Here is a 21179-nt window from a genome sequence, read left to right on the forward strand (position 1 = left end):
GAAAAAACGATCGTTTTCTTAGACGATTTCGAATTTTTGTGTCAAAATAAAAGATTGATAAAATGTTTTTTTATGCATTTATTATGCAAATATGTGTGCAAAAATAAGCAATTTATTTATTTTGTGATACAAAAAGTCGATTTTTTTATCATTATGAATAAAAAAGTGAGTCTTTTAGTAGAAATATGGTAAACCGATAGACCTATTTTTTATCGGAAAATTTAAACAGTCTCTTGACTTTTTTTGAGAAAAGAAATTTAAATAAATAGATCCGAACAAATGAAAATAATTATTGGATTATTCTCATTTGTTCGGATCTGATCACTTTACGTATCTCTTTCCCTTTAAAGAGGAAAACTGGAGACGATAAAAAGTTATTATCTCGTCAGGAATATTGCCAAAGATGAGTTTAGCTATATTTTAAACGTAAGCTGTTCAGAACAACCGAAACCGAACTGAATGCCATTGCCGCACTTGCCCACATAGGATTTAATAATAATCCGTTTATCGGGAATAATATTCCTGCGGCAATAGGAATACCTATGACATTATAGATAAATGCCCAGAACAGATTTTGGTGAATAAGTCGGACTGTTCTTTGAGAAAGTTTGATTGCTTGGGGTAACAATAAAAGATCTGAGGTCATCAGCGTTACCATAGCTACATCCATTGCAATATCTGTACCTTTTCCCATAGCAATACTTACATCTGCCCGGGCCAGAGCTTGAGAATCATTAATGCCATCTCCTACCATTGCAACGATTTTCCCTTTTTGCTGCAGATTCTGTATATATGTTTCTTTATCAGTAGGCATGACTTCGGCCTGTATATGCTTGATACCCAATGTTTCGCCTATCATTTGTGCGGTTTTGTTGCCGTCGCCCGTGAGCATATGCACTTCTATACCTCTTTTTTCAAGGGTTTGTACTGCCTGAGCCGATGTCGGTTTTAGCGGGTCGGTGATAGCAAAAATAGCCATGAGGGAAGATTCTTTTCCGTAATATATAATACTTTTATTTTCCTTAGACCACATTTCTGTTTTTTGTAATGCTTTTTCCGGTAATTGTATTTGTTGTGTTTGAGCGAAGGATAAACTTCCTACCCAGTATTTACTGTCTTCGAAAACAACTTCGATCCCTTTTCCGGTAATACTTTCGAATGAGTTGATTTCTTCCGGTGCGACACCCTTCCCTTTCAGATATTCGGTAATTGCGATTGCAAGAGGATGTTCCGATTTTTGTTCTGCAGCAAGTAATACCGATTGGGAGGTTTGATCAGAATCTGTAATCCAGAGAACATCACTTACCGAAGGGTGTCCTTCGGTTAATGTTCCGGTTTTATCTAATACGACGCAATTTACTTTACATAAGTTTTCAAGAGCAAAAGCATCTTTGATCAGTATATGCCGTTCTGCTCCTTTACCTATCCCGACCATAAGTGCGGTCGGGGTTGCCAATCCTAAAGCACATGGACATGCAATGACAAGTACCGATACGGCTGATAACAAGGCATAAGAAAAATAATGGTTACCCCCGATGATTATCCATACAATAAATGTTATTATAGAAATGCTGATGACGATAGGGACAAAAATACTGCTAATGCGATCTACTACTTTTTGAACGGGAGCTTTGCTGCCTTGAGCTTCTTGTACCATACGTACAATTTGAGCGAGTACGGTAGAGCTTCCTACTTGGGTTGCGTTCAAGATAAATGATCCCCGCTGATTTATTGTCCCTGCCAATACCCGGTCTCCCGATTGTTTTTTTACCGGAATAGCTTCACCGCTGATCATACTTTCGTCAACATAGGAATTTCCTTCGATTACAATACCGTCTACCGGAATTTTTTCTCCCGGACGTACACTGATCTTGTCGTTTGGTTGCAATTGTCCGATCGGTACTTCTATTTCTTCGGTTTCAATAATTTTTCGTGCAGTTTTCGGTTGTAGTCCCATAAGTCCTTTTATGGCAGAAGTCGTGCTGTTTTTAGCTCGCTCTTCCATTAGCTTTCCTAAAAGAACAAATGCAATGATCATCCCGGCGGCTTCGTAATATACATGAGCCTCCATACCTTGGTCAGTCCAGAATTGAGGGTATATAGTGTTAAACAGGCTGAATAAAAATGCAATCGATGTACTTAATGCTACTAAAGTGTCCATATTGGCGGTGTGCTGTTTTGTCTGTTTCCACGCATGGATATAAAAGCTTTGTCCGGAGTAGAGCAGAATAGGCAAAGTAAGTACCATCATAATCCATTCGTTTCCGGGTATATGCATAAAAATCATAGATAGGAGCATGATCGGAATAGACAAAATCCATGCAACGATTACTTTTCTTTTTAAGAGAGCGTAATGGCTTTTTTGTGCTTCTTCTTGTATATCTTCTTGATTTTCTTCATCTATAACAAGATCATATCCGATAGATTGAACTTCTGCTTTGATTTGTGGCAACGTGATCTGTTCGGGATCATATTCTATGGTAATTGTATTTGCTGCAAAGTTGACAGAAGCGGAAGTGACTCCTGATAATGAATTTACTTTGTTTTCTACGTTGTTGGCACATACGGCACAACTCATTTCCAGAACCGGCAAAGTACATTTTTTCATCATATCGATAGCTCTCTAAGATTTCTTTTAAACGGACCTTAAAGGTATAACAAAATATTTGGAATGAAGTTTTTTCTTTTTGTTTTATGCAGGATTTCTTCAAAGATTGTTTTTGTAACCGGGAAACTTTTTTTAAGTTTGTCCGTAAAAATAAGTGCGTGAAAAGAATTGTTTATTTCCTGATTTTTATTTTAGCGATATCTGCTTTTTCCTGTGGGAAATCAAAAGAAAAGGTAATTACGATAGAGAAAGATTTGAAAATTATTCCATTCGGGCGTTTTTCCCGGGCATTCAACGATATGAATGACCGGCATCTCGAAGCCGCTCGTCGTTTGGGAATCTCTCCGGCATCGTCCAGGGAAGAGGCTTTGTCAGGAAATACGCATTTATGCGAGATAACAGATTGTGAATATTATAAAGTAGATTCTCTTACCCATTCTATACCCTACCTTGTGCCGAAGGCGAAAGAATTGTTGGAAACTATCGGAAAAAACTTTATCGATTCTCTGGAAAGTCGGGGAGGAGGAAGCTATCAGATTTTGGTTACCAGTGTTCTCCGGGTAGATCAAGATGTTAAACGCTTACGGAAAAAGAATGGGAATGCGAGTGCCAACTCTGCTCATCGTTACGGAACCACATTCGATATTGCTTATTCTCGTTTTGTTACTACGGATGACCGTTATTTGATTCCTAAAGAACAATTGAAACATATTTTGGCAGAGGTATTGCTGAGCTTGAAAAAAAGAAATGCTTGTTATGTCAAATATGAAATTAAGCAGGGTTGTTTTCACGTAACGGTACGTTGACTTTCTTATAAAGAACAGAACTTGCTTTTACCCCGATCTATTTTATTCCCTCGATTATGAAAAAAGGTTTGATATATGCGATTGCAGCATCGGTTTTATGGGCGATCGTAAATCCGTTTATAAAACAAGGTTTGAGTTATGATTTCACTCCGATGAATTTTGCCGGATTACGTTTTACGGCAGTAGGTATAATCCTTTTTGCGTATACTTGGCATAAGGGTATGTGGAAAGAGATATTGTTGCATAAGCGTCTTTTTTTGAATTTGATTTTTGTCAATATGTTTTTAGGATACTCGGCGTTTTATTTCGGCGTTGATTTTGTAAGCGGGGCTATCTCTTCTATCGTTATGGGTATGACACCTATTATAAATGTCCTTCTTGCCCATTTGATAGCCAAGAATGATAAACTCAATATATATAAGGTCGTTAGTCTGATAGTCAGTTTCGCAGGGCTTCTTCTGATTATCGGCATGGGAAATGATGGAGAACCGCTTGATCTGAAAAGTATATGCGGAATAGTTTTGCTGTTGCTTAATATTATATTGCAAGGATATTCGGCTATCTCTGTTTCTGAAGATAAAGGAAAGGTAGACCCTGTTTTTCTGAATGCCGTTCAAATGTTTTTCGGAGGAGCTCTGATTTATGGTGTAGGTATTTGTACCGAAGGATATCATTCGTTTATCGGTAAGCCTGCGGGCTTTTATGTAAGCCTGGGTGTGCTTGTCTTCATATCTGTTTTTGCATTCAGTTTTTGGTTTATGGCTTTGCAGTCTAGAGGTGCTAAAGTTTCGGATATAAATATGTGTCGTCTTATCAATCCTATTTTAGGTGCGGTTTTGAGTTGGGTTATGCTTGCCGGAGAATATCCTACGATAACTACGGTGTCAGGAATGCTGATCATCGTTTGTTCGTTGATAATTTATTTTAAAGGAGAGATTATCGTACAGGCTTTGCGCCGGAACAAAAAATAAAAAATGCGCGAAAAAATCTTTCGCGCATTTTTATATAATTATTAAATTCTGAATTAGAATTTCCAACCTAAACGGATTGCTGGAACTGCTTTGAATGCTAAATTTAAACCTGTTCTTTTAGAATCATCTTTAAATTTATCCTTGTCAATGTCTGTTCCATCAATTTTACCTTCTAATTTGAGATTTTTGTATTTTGAAGTTTGAAGGCCTAAACTGAATTCAGCTCCGCAATACAAACCTTTGTACATATAGAAATCAAAACCAGTTAAAGCTTTTAGATTGTAAGTAAATGCTCCAGTAGGAGAAAGTCCGGCTAATGGATCTGTTTCATCAGGATCGAAACTACCTATATTATTGTTGTAATAGTTTTTAAAGGTAAGATCTGTTTCAGAGCTTCCGGTTTCTCCTTTTACAGTTGTTTTGGCTGTAGTAATTGTAAAGCCTGTTTCTCCACCGACATATACTGAAAGGCGTGGAGCTATATCGATGTGGTATTCATATCCTACTCCCAGAGTAAAGTTTCCTGTTTTTGATTTTAAATCACTGTTCCATTTAGTATCATTTCCGTCATTAAGTACCCCTTCATCAGAAAACTTATTAGAACTTACACCAAAACCTAAATTCAGACGAAGAGCATGTTTTTCGTTGAAGAAATAACGCAATTTCAAGCCGTCAATTGAAAAATTCTCATTGTCTTGATTGAACGGATTAAATTGAATTTCAGTAGTTACTGTTCCGGCTTCGGGTTTGTACTGAGCAAAAGAGTTTGCAGACGCCAATAAACATACTGCAGTTGCTAAAAGTAGCTTTTTCATACATTTTCAAGTTTTAGTTATACTTTAAAAGTTTGTTTGAGAAGATTGCATATAAATACGAAACTATTTAATGGTTGTTCGTTTTATTTTGCAATACAAATGTATGCTAAAAAATGAAAGGTATATATATGTTTACAATAATTAATTTGATATGCAGCGTTTAAATAAATATTGATAATTGATTATTGGATTTATTATCAATGTTTTATGTGGTTATTTATATATTATAATATATAATTGATAGAAATAATATGGTATTTTTATAGTTAATAAAATTGAAAATAGTAGTTGTGGAATAAAAAAAACTATATATACAAGATATGTTTTAAAATATTAATTTTTTAGTGGAAGGAAATCAATTAATTTCGGTATATACAGAAATAGCCATTATCCAAATAAGTGTTCCCAGTATTATATAAAAAATACGGGCGCCTGTCCGTTTAAATAGGCGAACGAAAATTTTTCCGTTGTTGGTATTAAAAAACCAATTCCAATTTGCGATAGCGGCACATATCGATAATGTACCTAAGCAAGCGAAGAAAATAGAGATAATATATTTACTGATAATCATTATTGAGTATTGTGAGGATTGCAATCTTGTATTTATTGTTCGGATTGACTATAAAAGGATTATTCAAGCTCTTCGCTGGTTACACTTCGACTTCCGTTTTCATTTTCGGTGATAATGATGTTGGCACAATCGCCGGGTAACAAGTCTTCTATTTTCTCAGGCCATTCGATAAAACAGAGTGCTCCGCTATAAAAGTAATCTTCATATCCGAAATCATAAGCTTCTTCGGGTTTATTGATCCGGTAGAAATCGAAATGGTAAATGAGTTCTCCGGTTGCCGAACGATATTCGTTAACAATGGCAAAAGTCGGACTGTTTATTACATCTTCGACACCGAGTTCCTCACATATAGCCTTGATAAAAGTTGTTTTTCCGGCACCCATTTTCCCTCGAAAAGCAAATACGGTGGTGTCTCCCATGCAGGAAATAAATTTTCGTGCAGCCTCTCTGATATTATCTAAATTATTAATTGTAATGGTTTGCATAGATTGTTTGTTTATTATTTTTTTGACAATGTTATAAAAGGAATCATCATTTCTTCCATTGAAATACCTCCGTGTTGGAAAGTATCTTTATAATATCCTACATAGTAGTTGTAATTGTTCGGGTAAGCTAAGAAATCCCGGTTCGTTGCAAAAATATAAGTCGAACTTACGTTCGGAGACGGAAGTCCGAACCGGTTAGGATTTTTGATTTCGTAAACCTGTTTAGAATTATAACTCATATTTTTGCCGACCTTATAGCGCAAATTCGTGTTCGTATTGCGATCTCCTACTACTTTGATCGGATTATCTACATTGATTGTTCCGTGATCGGTAGTCAATATGATTTTATAGTCGGTTTCGGCTATTCTTTTAAAAAGGTCGAGAGCCGATGAATGTTTGAACCATGATTCTGTAAGAGAGCGATATGCCGCATCTGTAGAAGCTAATTCCCGTATCATTTTCGATTCGGTACGGGCATGAGACAGCATATCTACAAAATTGAGTATGCAGACATTCAATTGATTTCGTTCTAATTGAGCAAAATTTTGAATCAACTTATCTCCGAATTGCGATTCGTTGATTTTGTTATAGGAAAAACTGTATTTTTTACGAAAACGGTCTATCTGGGTCTGAATTAACGGAGCTTCATTTAAATTCTTTCCTTCCTCCTCATCTTCATCTACCCAAAGCTCCGGAAACATTTTTGATATCTTATCCGGCATCAATCCCGAGAATATTGCGTTTCGGGCATATTGAGTCGCGGTGGGCAGAATGCTGAAATAGAGTTCTTCATTGAATGTATAATATTCGTTAAGTAGTGGTTTTATCATTCTCCACTGATCGAGCCTGAAATTATCGATCAGGATTAAAAATATTTTTTCTCCTTGGTCCAATAATGGGAATATTCTGTTTTTAAATAGTTCGTGGCTCATCAACGGATGTTCGTCTGTGGTGACCCATTTTTCATAGTTTTTTTTAATAAACTTCGTAAAAGCAGAATTAGCTTCGGTTTTTTGCATTCTCAGCAAATCACCCATATTACTGTCGGTCTCTTCGAGTTCGAGTTCCCAAAATACTAATTTTTTATATACCTCGTACCAGTCTTCCCATGAGAATGAATCGTTGATTTGGGAACTGATTTTATTAAATTCTTGCTGATACCCGGAAGTGGCTTTTTCCGAGATGATTTCTTTTTGATAGAGATTCTTTTTGATAGATAGCAGTATTTGATTCGGATTTACAGGTTTTATCAAGTAATCGGCTATCTTGTTGCCAATGGCTTGAGTCATGATATTTTCTTCTTCGTTTTTTGTAATCATGACTACCGGCACATCAGGATTCGTCTCCTTGATTCGGCTGAGAGTCTCCAATCCGCTCAATCCGGGCATATTTTCGTCCAGTATAATCAAGTCGAAATGCTCTTTCTCCGACATTTCCAAAGCATCTCGTCCGTTGGAAACCGTAATGACTTCATAACCCTTTTGTTTCAAGAAAAGGATATGAGGTTTTAATAAATCTATTTCATCGTCTGCCCAAAGTATTAGTTCGTTTCTCATACTATTTATTGGTTTTGCTCAAGAAAATGAAAATATTCATCGAAACTCCTGCCCTCGAGCAGTAACTTGAAGTTCGATTCGCTAATCATTACCGGTCTGACGGTATCGGGAAATTTCAGTCCTTTTTCACTGCCGATCATACGACGATAAAGAGTTAGTTCGTCAAAGTTATTAAATCCTTTGACAACAAGCATACTAATTTCGTTAAAGGAGATTATTTCCAGATCAAAATCCTTAATCAAAAAGTTTGAAAAATTATATTTTGCGACATCGAATAATAATAGGTTCGAAGAAATACTATCTGTCGGATATACCAAAACGAGCAGGTGTGGTGATTCTTTATCCATTGTGAACGGAGCTATCGAGTCTGTTGCCATTCCGGTAGAATCATCAGCCATATTGCTTCCTAAGCGAACTTCCCAAATATTGGATTTTCCTGTTCCGGACACTACCGATTTGCCTTGCGCAATACCTTTCAGCATGTCTGTAGCCAGAGGACTAACATCCTCGGTCGGGTATTTCTCCAGCAGTTCTTTCAGTCCGTTTTTGAATTCGTCTATCTTCTTTTCGTTTACATAGGCAAGAGCATCTACCAGCATAAATTTCGGCATTAGTTTTGATAGCGGATAAGTCTTTTTCATATACTGATATAGCTCGTGTACGTCTCCGTTTCTGTTTTCCAGATAAGCTTGGTATGTTTTATTGTATATGGAATCTTGCATAGAGTCCATTTTTCTCAAATTATCGAGGTAGTTCGGGTCTGCTAATGCTATAGCATATTTACTTTCCGGAAAATCTTTTATAATCCGGTTCTTATAACTATCTGCCATAGCTATATCACCTAATTGCATATATATCAGATAAGTATTATAATAGGCTTCAAGGCGGAAATCATTTTGGGGGAATCTGTTATCGAGGCGGTTGAACGCATCTAATGAGGCATCGAAATCTCCCAATTGATTTTTCAAAATGATTCCCATATTGAAAAGTCCGTCGGCAATTATTTCGTTCGATGTAGCAATATCCTCCGGAGTTAACGGAAGTTGTTGTATATAGAATTCCGGTTTATGCGGATCATTGCTTGCTTCGTTAAGTTGTGTTGTATCGGATGCAGCTGTATCATCCGTTATCTCGGTTTCTCCCTCTTCATTTTCCAAATCGGCGGTTTCATCGTTTCCGGTCAGGTCGTCCATAGAGAAAGAAGCTTTATCGCGTCGACGCCAGTCGTCTTCCAACTTTCTGCGTCCCCATTTTCTTTGGAATTCTGTTTTACCGGCAGATACTAAAGCCGGATTATAAAAATACCAGGCATTGCTTCCGTTACCGAGGTTCATGTTCGGTATCGTCGGCTGTTGAGCTCCACCCTGATTCCCGAATTGAGGGATATTTCCTTGCTGTTCTGCAAGGTATGCCTCTTTTTTTGCTTCTTCTTCAGCTCTTTTTTCGGCGGCGATAAGATCGTCTATTTTTTGCTGGATAATCTTCGTTCTTTCAGGTTCGGGCAGTGCTGCCAATTGCTGCAGACTGTCTTGTAATTCTACGTTCTGCGCATGGATTGCCAGTTCATCCAATACTTCAGAGCGTTTTACCAATTGTGCATAGTCCGGGTATGTCTCGTCAATCAAGGGTATTGCTTCGGCGTAACAAGGTTGAGCTTTGGTGTATTTACGTTGGTTGAAGTAAATGTTTCCCAAAGTCAGTTGGCTGATAGCTTTTTCGATACCTTCACGGGTGCTTTTCTGTGCAGCGAGGATATAGTTTTTTATAGCATTTGTCGTATCTTGACGTGAAAGATATAAATTTCCTAAAGCATAATATATTTGATCTAAGTAATCCTTGTTTTTCGGGCTTTTGGCCATTTTATTCAGAGTTTTCACTATCTTTTCAATATCACCTCCCGGAAATACTTCGGTTTGCTTTATTCTGGCGTTCAGCTCGGTTCTGTAAGGCGGGCTCATTTTTATCACTTTACCGAAAGTCTGATAAGCCGCTTGATTATCATTAGTCAAAGCATAAAGTTGTGCCAACAGAAAATTCATCCGTATTTTCTGGGCTTTTTTACTTTCTGCTTTTATTGCTGTTTGCAGATACGGAATTGCTTGTTTATATTCTCCGTTACGTATTAAAAAGTCTGCATTTACGGTAGAAAACCAATTGTTAAGTTTAGAAGGAAGACCGTCGTTGTTGATCTTCTGCAAAACATCTTCAGCTTCGTACATCCAGCCCATTTCAAGATAGCAACGGGCAAGCCATATTCTGGACTCTGCGATCAGATCGGGTTTCCATGTAAAATGGCGAGTAATATAAATAAACGTTGCCGAGGCGGCAAGAAAGTCTCCTTTATAAAATTGGGCTTTCCCCATGAGCAGCCATGCATTATGGATAAAAGGATTGAATTCTCCTCTTTTTACATATTCCCTGTATTTGGGATCATGCATTTTATTTTGATTCCGTTTCGGTTTTTTTTGAATAGAGTGCAATTTTATTGCTTTTTGGCATTTTTCTATGGTACGGTCGAAACTTCCGTTCGGTTTGGTTTCTTTAGGATTTCCGTATGCGCTGACCGGATGCATGTGTACTAACCGGGTAAAGTTATCTTCATAATTGCTCTCCATGTTTTTCAACTGTTCTTTATAATTTTCTATACCGTTAAAATAGACATTATAACGGGTAGTCATAGCCTGGTAAGAACGGCTCAGTTTTGTGTTTTTCTTTACCGAACATGAAAAAACGGTAAACAGGCACAATGCAATAGAAGCGATATGGAGATAGATTCGTCTCAAATGTAATCTTATGATTAAAAGTTCCTATTAAAATAAACCTGTAAAATGTTGTTTTATTGTTTTCAAAATGTAAAAAACTCAATACCGGGATTTTCGTAAACGACTGCCCCATACCGACATTCTCGCCATCCCATAAAAAATTACTAATATAAATACGATACAAGCTCCTGCCGGGACATTAATATAGTAGGAAATTACGAGTCCGGTTATTCCTGACAGGATACTTAATATGATCGAACTGTAAATGATCTGTTTATATCGGTTAAAGAACAGATCGGATATCATTTGTGGCACAGTGAGTAGGGACATTAACAGCATGATGCCGACTAAACGGATTGTGAGAACTACGCAAACCGATACCAAAAATGTCATGCCGTATTCTATCAGACGTACGTGAAGCCGACGGGTTGCCGCAAAATCCCGGTCGAAAGCCGTATATACGATATGTCGGTAGAATAGTATGAATACGAGAATTAATCCGGCGGTATATAGTGAAAACAGAATTAAATCTGCATGGGTTATGGTCAGAATATTGCCGAAAAGAAATTCGCTTAATTCCGGCGTATATCCCGGTGTCATAAAGATGCAGATGATACCGATAGCCATCCCGAATGCCCAGAACGCTGCGATTGCGGAGTCTTCACGAACCCCGTTTCTTCGAGACATCCATTCTACTCCCAGTGCGGATAGTACAGCAAAAAATAAAGCAGATAAGGTCGGACTGATTCCGAGAAAAAATCCGAGCCCCAACCCTCCGAAGGAGGCGTGGGTGATACCTCCCGTAATAAATACCATACGACGAGTAACGATATAAGTCCCTATAATGCCTCCGGCCAGACCAATCAGAATGACTGCGAATAAAGCATTCTGAAAAAAAGTATATTGTAATATGTCCGACATGATCTTATTCAAAAAAGGATGAAAATATCAGGATTTTTCTCTCCGCTCTCCTACAATGAGCAGAACTTCGTCTTTTAACGGGTCGGGCAGTTCTATTTCTCGAAGTTGGAGACTTCTGACCCATCCGGCAACCTCTTCACTGCGGAGCGTATATAATACTTCTCCGAACTCGGCAATTTCGGCAGTACTATAACTGTCGGAATGGCGGCCTTTGAAAACATCAAGTTCTTCGTCATTGTAATATTCTATATCTTTGCTTACTGCAGCAAGTAAACTTTCTCTTTCGCAAATTTCGTGCATTCCGCAACATTCGGAATCATTTGTTTGCGAAGATTGCGGTTTTGGAATTTCTCCCGATTCGATTTTTTGTTTTAGTTTCCGTTTATAACGTTTATCCAACCATGCGGAAACGAATCCTAAAATAATGATGGATGCTATTATATATAACATTTTCTGTTTTTAGTTTTATTGTTCCCGTATATCAAATCCTGCGCTTTTCATATCGTCCCAGAAAGAAGGGTACGATTTGCTGACGACTTCCGGATGATTGATTCGGATTCCCGGATGTATGAATGCAGCCGGAGCGAAAGCCATGGCCATACGGTGATCTTCATATGTGTCGATCGAAACCGAGCTTCCTGTTTGGCAACGTTCTCCGTTCCATTCGAGAATAGAATCTCGTATATCGTTGATCACATAACCCAATTTTTTTAGTTCCCGTTTTAATGCTTCGATACGGTCGGTTTCTTTGATTTTGAGAGATTGTAATCCGGAAAATCGGAACGCGATGTTTTTAAACGCGCAAGTTGTTACTAAAGTTTGTGCCAGATCGGGTTGATCAGAGAGATCGAGCGTCAATTTTTTGCATCGTTCACCATTGTGCCTGAGTTTTATTCCGCCTTCTGTGTATTGGGTACTTATTCCTAAGGGAACAAAAAAATCGGCTATTCGTGAGTCTCCTTGTACGCTGTTTTTTTGTAATCCTTCTAATTCTATTTCGGCAGAAGGAGATAAAGACGCAATTTCATACCAGTAAGATGCAGCAGACCAGTCCGACTCTACTTTGAATGCGATAGGTTTATATTCTGCCGGAGCTATGCGAATGACGTTTCCATTCCATTGAGCGGTAACGCCGAACTGTTTCATCATTTGCAATGTCATGAGGATGTACGGCTTCGAAATAATATTTCCGGAGAGAGTAAGCGTCAATCCTGCTTTCATGTAAGGTGCGATCATCAGAAGGGCAGAAATGTATTGGGAACTGACATTCCCGTTTAGACTTAATTCCCCGCCTTCTAAAGCGCTTCCGAAAATTCGGAGAGGAGGATAACCTTCTTTTTCTATGTATTCGATACGGGCACCTAATGAACGAAGGGCGTCGACCAATAGCCCTATGGGCCTTTGTCTCATTCGTTCAGATCCTGTAATTACCCATTCTCCCACGATTTTAGATAAAAATGCCGTCATGAATCTCATTGCCGTACCTGCAGCATGGATATCGAAATGGTTGTCATTCGATTCTAACGCTTTTACCATTACTCGCGTATCATCGCAATCCGATAAGTTTTGGATGTTATATGGGCTGTAACTTAATGCATTTAATATCAAAGCCCGGTTACTTATACTTTTCGATGCCGGAAGTTGTATTGTTACCCGGCAAGAGGAAGGTGCGGTTATTTGGATATTCATGTCATTTTTTCTTATCAATTCGTGCAAAAATAGCGAAAAATAAGACAATATCGATCCCTTGAAGAATGATTCTTGTAAAAAGCCGTGAATTTTACAAGACCAATCCAAAGGGGAGAGTACGTTTAGATTAGTTGTATTCTGAATCCGAAAGAAAGACTTAAAATATCAGATAACCGGACATATCGGTTACTGCATGCATTCAGTATATAGAGATCACAAGTGCTTAATTCGTAAAAAAGAGACATTGTCCTGCGTATGAATTTTTTATCATAAAAAGAAATGCGTTGACCGAGTTGTACATGAGTGCGTATTTTGGTAGAAAACCAATAATAACCGTTCGGGTATTTTTTCGGCTCTTTGATCCATAAATTTCCGTCGAAAATTGTGTTGATATATATACCGCAACTTAGAGGTTGTAAACTCCATCCTTTTCCGAGTCGGACAGACCAGGGAACATAGTTTTCCCGTAATGTCATTGTGAGTTTGGTTCGGTCATTACTGAAGGATGGGACAAATCCCCACAACACTTCTGTTTCCCAACTTTTATTGTGGCCGTAATTCCATCCGACGCCTGCTGAAAGCAGACCCATTCCGCCTGCAAATTGAATTTTCGTATAACGAGGTATCATCTTTTGCCATGCCGTAAGAAGACGTTCGTTTGTATGATCCGTTTCTGTTTGAGCAAGAAGCTTTAGCGGATATATGGAAAACAGAATTAGCAGCAAGTTAGAAAAAAACTTCTTCATAACCGTATTCGTTTTGCGTTAAGGTAAATAGCAAGTAACTGCGTTTGTCCATGGAGGGGCATCCGTAGTAAATCGTTCCGTCTTCGAAAATATCGGTTTCTTTTGTATTGTGTTCGTGGGCATGTAGGCAGAATCTCAGATTTTTGAAATTTTTCAGTGTATAATGAAAATATTCTGCAACATTGTTGTTGAATTGGTCACAATATGGTTTGGCGTGCATTACGACAACGGTTTGTGTGTATTCATCTTGCCGGGTTGTCATTTCCGAATTTAGAAAATTGAAGTCCGGTACAGGATGTGAATAATCATATTCGAGAGCATTCGTATTTAGGCATACGAATTTAGTTTTGCCCGCTATAAAAGAAAAATTATCAGTTCCGAATATCTCTTCAAAGACTGCTTTCCCGTTACCTAATACATCGTGATTTCCTATAAGAGTAACATAGGGGACATTCAGCTTGTTCATGATATCACGAGCCCAGATAAATTCTCTTGTTAATCCGAAATCCGAAACATCTCCTCCGTGTATAACGAAATCTATGTCGTTTCGACTGTTTACATGGTCTACGAAATCTTCGGTTTCGTCATAGCAACGTTGACTGTCTCCCATAAGAATAAAACGGATGGATTCTTTTGATGAGCAAGAATTCTCTATTTTTTCGATTTGTGTATAATTAATTTCCTTGTCTCCATGAATATGGGTATCGTATGGGTGGTATTCTATCAATTCACATCCTGAAAGAAGTAGTATTTCTGTACAGAAAATAATTTTTGTGATATATTTTTTTATTAATTCAGGCATATATGTGACTTTTTAAAAGCAAAGGTAACGGGAATGCTATATCGGGAAAGTTCTGATTTTCTCTAAAAATGCTCTAATCGTAATTTCTTATAAACGAACTTGTAAAATTGTTTTATATTTGTTGCAATAGAGAGTATTATTTATGAAAGTGAAAGATATTCCGGTTATTTCGATGGAAAAGACTGTAAATCGGAATTATGTGGATGAACAGATTTCCGATGAATTTTTTATGTCCATACAAGGGAAAGTGCCTGGCTCGGCTTTTAATTATCCGTTTCGTTTAGATGGCTTGATTATGATTATATGCCGTAGAGGAAGTTGTGAATTGGTTATAGATCTTATTCGGCATTCGGTAAAACCGAATGACTTTTTCTTTATTTTACCCGGATCTATTATCCAGTTAGGAGATAAAAGCGAAGACCTGTTGTTATATGTTATGGGAGCATCTACCGATTTTTTGTCGGACAAAAGTATGAAAACTAATATTCAGCTTTTTTTGCATGTTAAAGATAATCCGAAAATTAATCTTGATGAAGAAGAATCTGAGATGTTGTTCTCTTTTATAGAGTTTATTCGGAGTAAACTGATAAGAACCGATCATATTTATCGTAGAGAGATCGTGCAATCTTTATTTATGGGCTTTTGTTATGAAGTCAGTGCTATTTTTCGACGTACTTTGGCAACTACTTCCCAACAATTGAATAGGAATGAAATATTGTTTAAGGAGTTAATGCAATTGATCGTGACGCACTATAAAACGGAACGGAGTGTAGGGTTCTATGCCGGGAAATTGTGTCTTACCGATAAATATTTAACGAGGATAATACGAGAGGTAAGCGGAAAGACGATTTCAGAATGGATAAAGACCGCACTTATATTTGATGCCAAATCGCAGTTGAAATATACTCGAAAAACAATACAGGAGATTTCGAATGATCTGAATTTCCCGAATCCCTCTTTTTTCGGGAAATTTTTTAAACAACATACGGGGATGACACCTAAGGCATATCGGATGAGTTGAGGTCTCAAAATTTAAACAGGCTCTTAATGAGAAAAGAATGATAAAAGCCGGCTAATACTGTAGAAGCGTTTTTTTTCAGTGAAAAAAGAAAATAATAATGCTGAAAAATAATTTATTTGTATATTTGGAAAGTTAAAAATAATCGTTCAGGTGTCTGGTTTTCATTATGTTTTTGCTGTTTGGACAAGAATATCCTGGCGATTCCAAATTAAAAGTATATGGAGAGACGGGAATTTTTAAGAACAGTCGCTTTGGCCGGTTTGGCTTCTACATTTAAATTTAGTGACGCAATGGATATTCTTGCTCAAAGTGGCAAGAATGTGAAAACCGGTGCTGCTTATGATCTTGTTGCCGTTATGGGAGGAGAACCGGAGATGATGTTTCGGAAAGCAATTACCGAAATGGGAGGGATGAGTAAATTTGTAAAACCCGGGAATAAAGTTGTTGTTAAACCTAATATCGGATGGGATAAAGTTCCGGAACTTGCGGGGAATACAAATCCGAAGCTTGTAAAGGAGATTATTGCTCAATGTTATAAGGCCGGAGCAGCAGAGGTTATCGTTTTTGATCATACTTGTGATGATTGGCGTAAGTGTTACAAAAATAGTGGGATAGAAGATGCTGCAAAAGCTGCGAAAGCAAAGGTCGTTCCGGCAAATGAAGAGTCTTATTACAGGGAAGTCGATCTTCCGCATGGAAAAAATCTACGTAAAACCAAAATTCATAATGCGATTCTCGATTGTGATGTGTGGATAAATGTCCCTATTCTAAAACATCACGGTGGGGCTAACTTAACAATATCTATGAAGAACCATATGGGAATTGTTTGGGACAGAGGTGCTTTTCATAAAAATGATCTGCAACAATGTATAGCAGATATTTGTACTTTCAGAAAACCCGCTGTGTTGAATGTCGTAGATGCTTACAGGGTATTGAAGAGTAATGGCCCGCGAGGAACTTCGGCAGCGGATGTCGTGAATCCCAAGGCTCTTTTTATATCATCCGATATTGTTGCTGTAGATACTGCTGCTACCAAATTCTTTAATCAAATACGTACTATGCCCTTGGAAGATGTCGGACACTTAGCCAAAGGAGAAGCTTTGAATATCGGTACGATGAATTTGGACGATCTGAAAGTCAGACGTTTGAAGATGTAATCATATTTTTACTGTAAATCGAATTCTTATAAATTATGTTACGAAAAATACGTATAGGAATATCGTTGACGATATTCCTATTGCTCACATTCTATTTGGTCGATTTTGCCGGAATTTTGCCAAACTCTTTTCATGTTTTGGCTCATATGCAACTTATTCCGGCGTTGTTGGGTTTAAATCTCGGGATATTGTTGTTTCTGCTGGTATTAACGTGGTTGACCGGAAAGTCATATTGCTCTGCTATTTGCCCTTTGGGAATATTTCAAGATATAGCTATCTGGATTTCCCGCAAACGAGATAAAAAGAAGCATTATGATTACCGTCGGGCATTAAACCGGTGGAGATGGGGAATATTGTTATTGATCGTAGTTGCCGGTTTTTCGGGTTTTATGTTTTTGGTCAGTTTGTTCGATCCTTATAGTGCTTACGGACGTATTGTAGTCAATGTTCTCAAGCCCTTGTATTTGGTTGTAAATAATTTCTTAACGTGGATTTTTACGATGTTCGATAACTATACATTTTATTATATGGATATTATCGTGACAAGTGTGTCAGCTTTAATAATTGCCTTTGTGACGTTATTGGTTGTCGGTTATTTGGCGTATCGTTATGGAAGGATATATTGTAATACCGTTTGTCCTGTGGGAACTTTATTGGGTTTTATTTCGAAGTATTCCCTTTTTAAAGTACATATCGATACCTCTAAGTGTAACAGTTGCGGGTTGTGTGCCCGTAAATGTAAGGCTTCCTGCATTGATAGTAAAAAGCATGAAATAGATTATAGCCGTTGTGTAGTTTGTTTTGATTGTATCGATAATTGCCGTCAAGGAGCAATATCTTATACTTTGCGCTATAAAAAGGAATCGCAAAAAAATATCTCATCCGATGAACCGGATATATCGAAGCGTACTTTTGTCGCAACTCTGACCGCTGTTGCATTAACAGCACTGAAGTCAGCGATGAGCCAGAGTGTGGGGGTACTTACAGGGAATAAGCCTTATAAAAAAGAACATCCTTTGTCTCCTCCGGGATCGATCAGTGCAGAGCATTTTAACCAGCATTGTACGGCTTGTCATCTTTGTGTGAGCAAATGTCCTTCTCATGTATTGAAGCCATCACTGTTAGAATACGGAGTCGGAGGAATATTACAACCGGTAATGAACTTTGAAAACGGTTTTTGTAATTATGACTGTACCCTTTGTTCCGAAATCTGTCCGAATAAAGCGATATTGCCATTGACGAAAGAAGAGAAGCATCTTACACAGGTGGGGCATGTGGTATTTATCGAAGAAAATTGTATTGTACACACCGATAATACCAATTGCGGGGCATGTGCCGAACACTGTCCAACTCAGGCTGTTACGATGGTTCCGTATCGGGATGGATTGACAATTCCGAAAATTAATCCGGATATTTGTGTCGGTTGCGGAGGATGTGAGTATGTGTGTCCGGTACGGCCTTTTCGGGCAATTCATATAGAAGGTAATCCTGTTCACTTACAAGCAAAACCGATACAGATAAATAAGGTAGATGAAACGGAAATTGATGATTTCGGGTTTTGATAAATTGAATAATTCTTAACACAATACACACAGTACGACATGAAACATAAAACAAAATCGCTATTTGTTGTTCTCGCTTTAGTTTTTTCGGGAACGCTTTTTGCTCAAAAAGAGGTGTATAAAGACATGGATGCTCCGCAACATGAGCGGATTATGGATTTGTTATCTCGTTTAACGATCGAAGAAAAGATTTCTTTATTGCGGGCGACTTCTCCCGGAATTCCCCGATTGGAAATAGAAAAATATTATCATGGTAATGAAGCGTTGCACGGGATAGTACGTCCCGGTAATTTTACCGTTTTCCCTCAAGCTATAGGATTGGCGAGTATGTGGAATCCCGATTTCCTGTATGAAATTTCTACCGTGATTTCAGATGAGGCGCGTGCCCGTTGGAATGAGTTGAATCGGGGAAAGGATCAGAAACGTCTTTTCAGCGATTTGTTGACATTCTGGTCTCCGACGGTGAATATGGCTCGCGATCCTCGTTGGGGACGCACTCCCGAAACTTACGGGGAAGACCCTTTTCTCTCCGGTAAATTGGGTGTCGCCTTTGTAAAAGGGTTACAGGGTAATGATCCTCATTATTTAAAAGTTGTTTCTACACCGAAACACTTTGCTGCTAATAATGAAGAGCATAACCGTTTTGAATGCAATCCTCAGATATCCGAACGGGATTTAAGAGAGTATTATCTTCCGGCCTTTGAACGTTGTATTATCGACGGTAAGGCTCAATCGATTATGACTGCATATAATGCCATTAACGATGTTCCCTGTACTTTGAATACTTGGTTATTGAAGAAAGTACTGCGTACCGATTGGGGATTTAACGGTTATGTCGTATCGGATTGCGGAGCTCCGAGTCTGTTGGTTACTCATCATAAGTATGTGAAAACTCCTGAAGCAGCTGCTACATTGGCGTTGAAGGCCGGTCTTGACTTGGAATGCGGAGATAATGTGTATATTGAACCTTTGATGAATGCTTATAAGCAATATATGGTTAGTGAAGCTGAGATAGATACGGCAGCATACCGGATATTGCGTGCCCGCATGATGTTGGGACTGTTTGATGATCCTGCGAAAAATCCTTACAATGCTTTGTCTCCGTCGATTGTAGGGTGTGAGAAACATAAAAATATGGCTCTTGAAGCGGCACGACAGAGTCTCGTATTATTGAAAAATGAAAATAATTTTTTACCGATAAATCCTAAAAAGATAAAATCTATTGCTGTGGTCGGGATTAATGCCGGAAACTGTGAATTCGGAGATTACAGCGGGAAACCGGTAAATGTTCCGGTGTCTGTTTTGGACGGAATCCGAAATCGAGTAGGAGATGATATAAAAATCGTTTATGCTCCTTGGAAATCTTCATCTTCAGGATATGAAATGATCACTAAAGCGAATTTTCCGAATGGATTGAAAGCTGAATATTATAATAATAAACATTTACAGGGAACTCCTCAAGTGCGTACTGATGAAAATATCAATTTCGAGCCGGCTAATCAAGCTCCTGACCCGTTCCTGCCCGAATCTCCATTATCGATTCGATGGAGTGGTGATTTAGTCCCGTCTGTTTCAGGAAAGTATACTCTTGCTTTTGCGACGGATGACGGATGTCGTTTATATATAGACGATAAGATGGTGATCGATTCGTGGAAAAATAGAGGGTTGACAACCGATAGCGTAGTCGTGACATTAGAAAAAGACAAAAAGTATCGTTTGGTAGCCGAGTATTTCGATAATGCTGGAGAAGCTTCGGCTAAATTATATTGGCGTACTCCCGATTTTGAGAAAAAGGCTCTTCTCGATCTTTATGGAGATGCTAAAAAGGCTATTCAGGAATGCGATATGACGATTGCCGTCATGGGTATCAATAAATCTATTGAACGGGAAGGTCGTGATCGTGACCATATTGAATTACCTAAAGATCAGGAACTTTTTATTGAAGAAGCTTATAAGTTGAATCCCAAAATGGCAGTCGTATTGGTTGCCGGCAGTTCTTTAGCTGTAAATTGGATGGACGAACATGTCCCTGCGATTCTTAATGCATGGTATCCCGGAGAGCAAGGAGGAACAGCCGTTGCCGAAGCTTTGTTCGGGGATTATAATCCTGCCGGACGCTTGCCGCTTACCTATTACCGCTCATTGGACGATCTTCCTCCTTTTGATGATTATGCCATTCAAAAGAACCGAACATATATGTATTTTACCGGTAAGCCTTTATATGCATTCGGTTACGGATTGAGCTATACAAAGTTTGATTATCGTAAGTTGTCTGTCGATCAAGATGCCGAAAATGTGCGTCTGTCATTTACGATAAAGAATAGCGGAAGGTATAATGGGGATGAAGTCGCTCAGGTTTATGTGCAGTTCCCTGAAATAGGAGTGAAAGTCCCTATAAAACAGTTGAAAGGCTTTGAACGAGTACATATTGCTAAAGGGAAAACTCTTCCGGTTACTATTACCGTACCTAAAAAAGAATTGCGTATATGGAATGAGAGGAAAGGTGAGTTTTTTACTCCGTCAGGAAATTATGTTTTTATGGTAGGAGCTTCTTCTGATGATATCCGATTGCAGCAAGTTGTAAAACTTTAGTACTTGAGAAAAATAGTCAGGCTCTAAGATTTGTATTTTTTAATATTTACAGTACCTGAATAGGAACATTCAGTAAATAGTATAAAATTAGCCAACTAATTCATACACAAAGTAT

General features: G+C 38.2%; 17 protein-coding genes. 6 read left to right on the plus strand and 11 right to left on the minus strand.

Annotated features, from left to right (window positions below):
* Nucleotides 1–409: 409 nt before the first annotated feature.
* On the minus strand, nt 410–2611 hold the full coding sequence (locus tag AC0UMU_RS12125) for a heavy metal translocating P-type ATPase (protein WP_278716302.1): 2202 nt from the start codon (nt 2609–2611) through the stop codon (nt 410–412).
* Between the two features lie 155 nt (nt 2612–2766).
* Between AC0UMU_RS12125 and AC0UMU_RS12130 the strand changes: the two genes are divergently transcribed.
* Together AC0UMU_RS12130 and AC0UMU_RS12135 are read left to right on the plus strand one after the other, a co-directional pair.
* Nucleotides 2767–3414 (plus strand): DUF5715 family protein, encoded by a 648-nt coding sequence (locus tag AC0UMU_RS12130; RefSeq protein ID WP_278716300.1) that lies wholly within the window; start codon nt 2767–2769, stop codon nt 3412–3414.
* Nucleotides 3415–3470: 56 nt separating this feature from the next.
* Nucleotides 3471–4385 carry a DMT family transporter gene (locus AC0UMU_RS12135; protein WP_122303746.1) on the plus strand — a complete coding sequence of 305 codons (915 nt, stop codon included), beginning with the start codon at nt 3471–3473 and terminating at the stop codon, nt 4383–4385.
* Between the two features lie 53 nt (nt 4386–4438).
* Here AC0UMU_RS12135 and AC0UMU_RS12140 read toward each other — a convergent pair whose 3' ends face one another.
* From AC0UMU_RS12140 to AC0UMU_RS12185, 10 genes are all read right to left on the minus strand, one after another.
* Nucleotides 4439–5200: a BT1926 family outer membrane beta-barrel protein gene (locus tag AC0UMU_RS12140; RefSeq protein ID WP_122303747.1), complete on the minus strand. Its 762-nt coding sequence runs from the start codon at nt 5198–5200 to the stop codon at nt 4439–4441.
* Between the two features lie 355 nt (nt 5201–5555).
* A complete protein-coding gene (locus AC0UMU_RS12145; protein ID WP_195595765.1) occupies nt 5556–5771 on the minus strand; it encodes an Imm17 family immunity protein in 216 nt (71 codons plus the stop codon).
* A 59-nt stretch (nt 5772–5830) separates the two neighbouring features.
* Nucleotides 5831–6256, minus strand: coding sequence for a tRNA (adenosine(37)-N6)-threonylcarbamoyltransferase complex ATPase subunit type 1 TsaE (gene tsaE / locus AC0UMU_RS12150; RefSeq protein WP_195595766.1), 426 nt, complete (start codon nt 6254–6256; stop codon nt 5831–5833).
* A 14-nt stretch (nt 6257–6270) separates the two neighbouring features.
* Entirely contained in the window at nt 6271–7812 is a 1542-nt protein-coding gene (porX, locus tag AC0UMU_RS12155) for a T9SS response regulator signal transducer PorX (protein ID WP_195595767.1), read from the minus strand.
* Between the two features lie 5 nt (nt 7813–7817).
* The gene (gene porW, locus AC0UMU_RS12160) at nt 7818–10595 is read right to left on the minus strand and encodes a type IX secretion system periplasmic lipoprotein PorW/SprE (protein ID WP_195595768.1); all 2778 of its coding nucleotides are present in this window, start codon (nt 10593–10595) and stop codon (nt 7818–7820) included.
* A gap of 78 nt (nt 10596–10673) precedes the next feature.
* The gene (locus AC0UMU_RS12165) at nt 10674–11495 is read right to left on the minus strand and encodes a metal ABC transporter permease (protein ID WP_022601087.1); all 822 of its coding nucleotides are present in this window, start codon (nt 11493–11495) and stop codon (nt 10674–10676) included.
* Nucleotides 11496–11522: 27 nt separating this feature from the next.
* On the minus strand, nt 11523–11945 hold the full coding sequence (locus AC0UMU_RS12170) for a phospholipase (protein WP_122303749.1): 423 nt from the start codon (nt 11943–11945) through the stop codon (nt 11523–11525).
* Nucleotides 11946–11960: 15 nt separating this feature from the next.
* Nucleotides 11961–13184: a 3-phosphoshikimate 1-carboxyvinyltransferase gene (gene aroA, locus AC0UMU_RS12175; protein ID WP_022601084.1), complete on the minus strand. Its 1224-nt coding sequence runs from the start codon at nt 13182–13184 to the stop codon at nt 11961–11963.
* A 122-nt stretch (nt 13185–13306) separates the two neighbouring features.
* A complete protein-coding gene (locus AC0UMU_RS12180; RefSeq protein ID WP_022601083.1) occupies nt 13307–13930 on the minus strand; it encodes a hypothetical protein in 624 nt (207 codons plus the stop codon).
* On the minus strand, nt 13911–14732 hold the full coding sequence (locus AC0UMU_RS12185) for a metallophosphoesterase family protein (protein ID WP_009318586.1): 822 nt from the start codon (nt 14730–14732) through the stop codon (nt 13911–13913). The genes AC0UMU_RS12180 and AC0UMU_RS12185 overlap by 20 nt, the downstream gene beginning before the upstream one ends.
* Nucleotides 14733–14874: 142 nt before the next feature.
* On the opposite strand from AC0UMU_RS12185, the gene AC0UMU_RS12190 reads away from it, so the two are divergent.
* The 4 genes from AC0UMU_RS12190 to AC0UMU_RS12205 all read left to right on the plus strand — a co-directional run bounded on the left by AC0UMU_RS12190 (nt 14875) and on the right by AC0UMU_RS12205 (nt 21064).
* Nucleotides 14875–15753: a helix-turn-helix domain-containing protein gene (locus tag AC0UMU_RS12190; RefSeq protein WP_022601082.1), complete on the plus strand. Its 879-nt coding sequence runs from the start codon at nt 14875–14877 to the stop codon at nt 15751–15753.
* 218 nt (nt 15754–15971) lie between these two features.
* Nucleotides 15972–16910, plus strand: coding sequence for a DUF362 domain-containing protein (locus AC0UMU_RS12195; protein WP_009318588.1), 939 nt, complete (start codon nt 15972–15974; stop codon nt 16908–16910).
* Nucleotides 16911–16945: 35 nt separating this feature from the next.
* The gene (locus tag AC0UMU_RS12200; RefSeq protein ID WP_473979945.1) at nt 16946–18472 is read left to right on the plus strand and encodes a 4Fe-4S dicluster domain-containing protein; all 1527 of its coding nucleotides are present in this window, start codon (nt 16946–16948) and stop codon (nt 18470–18472) included.
* A gap of 39 nt (nt 18473–18511) precedes the next feature.
* Nucleotides 18512–21064 (plus strand): glycoside hydrolase family 3 protein, encoded by a 2553-nt coding sequence (locus AC0UMU_RS12205; protein WP_278714619.1) that lies wholly within the window; start codon nt 18512–18514, stop codon nt 21062–21064.
* Nucleotides 21065–21179: the final 115 nt, after the last annotated feature.

The organism is Coprobacter fastidiosus (genome assembly GCF_982245605.1).

What these genes read in the sequence shown, in the direction of transcription:
- AC0UMU_RS12125 (WP_278716302.1), bottom strand. Translation starts at nt 2,611, where the DNA reads ATGATGAAAAAATGTACTTTGCCGGTTCTGGAAATGAGTTGTGCCGTA.
- AC0UMU_RS12135 (WP_122303746.1), top strand. Translation starts at nt 3,471, where the DNA reads ATGAAAAAAGGTTTGATATATGCGATTGCAGCATCGGTTTTATGGGCG.
- AC0UMU_RS12140 (WP_122303747.1), bottom strand. Translation starts at nt 5,200, where the DNA reads ATGAAAAAGCTACTTTTAGCAACTGCAGTATGTTTATTGGCGTCTGCA.
- AC0UMU_RS12145 (WP_195595765.1), bottom strand. Translation starts at nt 5,771, where the DNA reads ATGATTATCAGTAAATATATTATCTCTATTTTCTTCGCTTGCTTAGGT.
- tsaE (WP_195595766.1), bottom strand. Translation starts at nt 6,256, where the DNA reads ATGCAAACCATTACAATTAATAATTTAGATAATATCAGAGAGGCTGCA.
- porX (WP_195595767.1), bottom strand. Translation starts at nt 7,812, where the DNA reads ATGAGAAACGAACTAATACTTTGGGCAGACGATGAAATAGATTTATTA.
- AC0UMU_RS12165 (WP_022601087.1), bottom strand. Translation starts at nt 11,495, where the DNA reads ATGTCGGACATATTACAATATACTTTTTTTCAGAATGCTTTATTCGCA.
- AC0UMU_RS12170 (WP_122303749.1), bottom strand. Translation starts at nt 11,945, where the DNA reads ATGTTATATATAATAGCATCCATCATTATTTTAGGATTCGTTTCCGCA.
- aroA (WP_022601084.1), bottom strand. Translation starts at nt 13,184, where the DNA reads ATGAATATCCAAATAACCGCACCTTCCTCTTGCCGGGTAACAATACAA.
- AC0UMU_RS12180 (WP_022601083.1), bottom strand. Translation starts at nt 13,930, where the DNA reads ATGAAGAAGTTTTTTTCTAACTTGCTGCTAATTCTGTTTTCCATATAT.
- AC0UMU_RS12185 (WP_009318586.1), bottom strand. Translation starts at nt 14,732, where the DNA reads ATGCCTGAATTAATAAAAAAATATATCACAAAAATTATTTTCTGTACA.
- AC0UMU_RS12190 (WP_022601082.1), top strand. Translation starts at nt 14,875, where the DNA reads ATGAAAGTGAAAGATATTCCGGTTATTTCGATGGAAAAGACTGTAAAT.
- AC0UMU_RS12195 (WP_009318588.1), top strand. Translation starts at nt 15,972, where the DNA reads ATGGAGAGACGGGAATTTTTAAGAACAGTCGCTTTGGCCGGTTTGGCT.
- AC0UMU_RS12200 (WP_473979945.1), top strand. Translation starts at nt 16,946, where the DNA reads ATGTTACGAAAAATACGTATAGGAATATCGTTGACGATATTCCTATTG.
- AC0UMU_RS12205 (WP_278714619.1), top strand. Translation starts at nt 18,512, where the DNA reads ATGAAACATAAAACAAAATCGCTATTTGTTGTTCTCGCTTTAGTTTTT.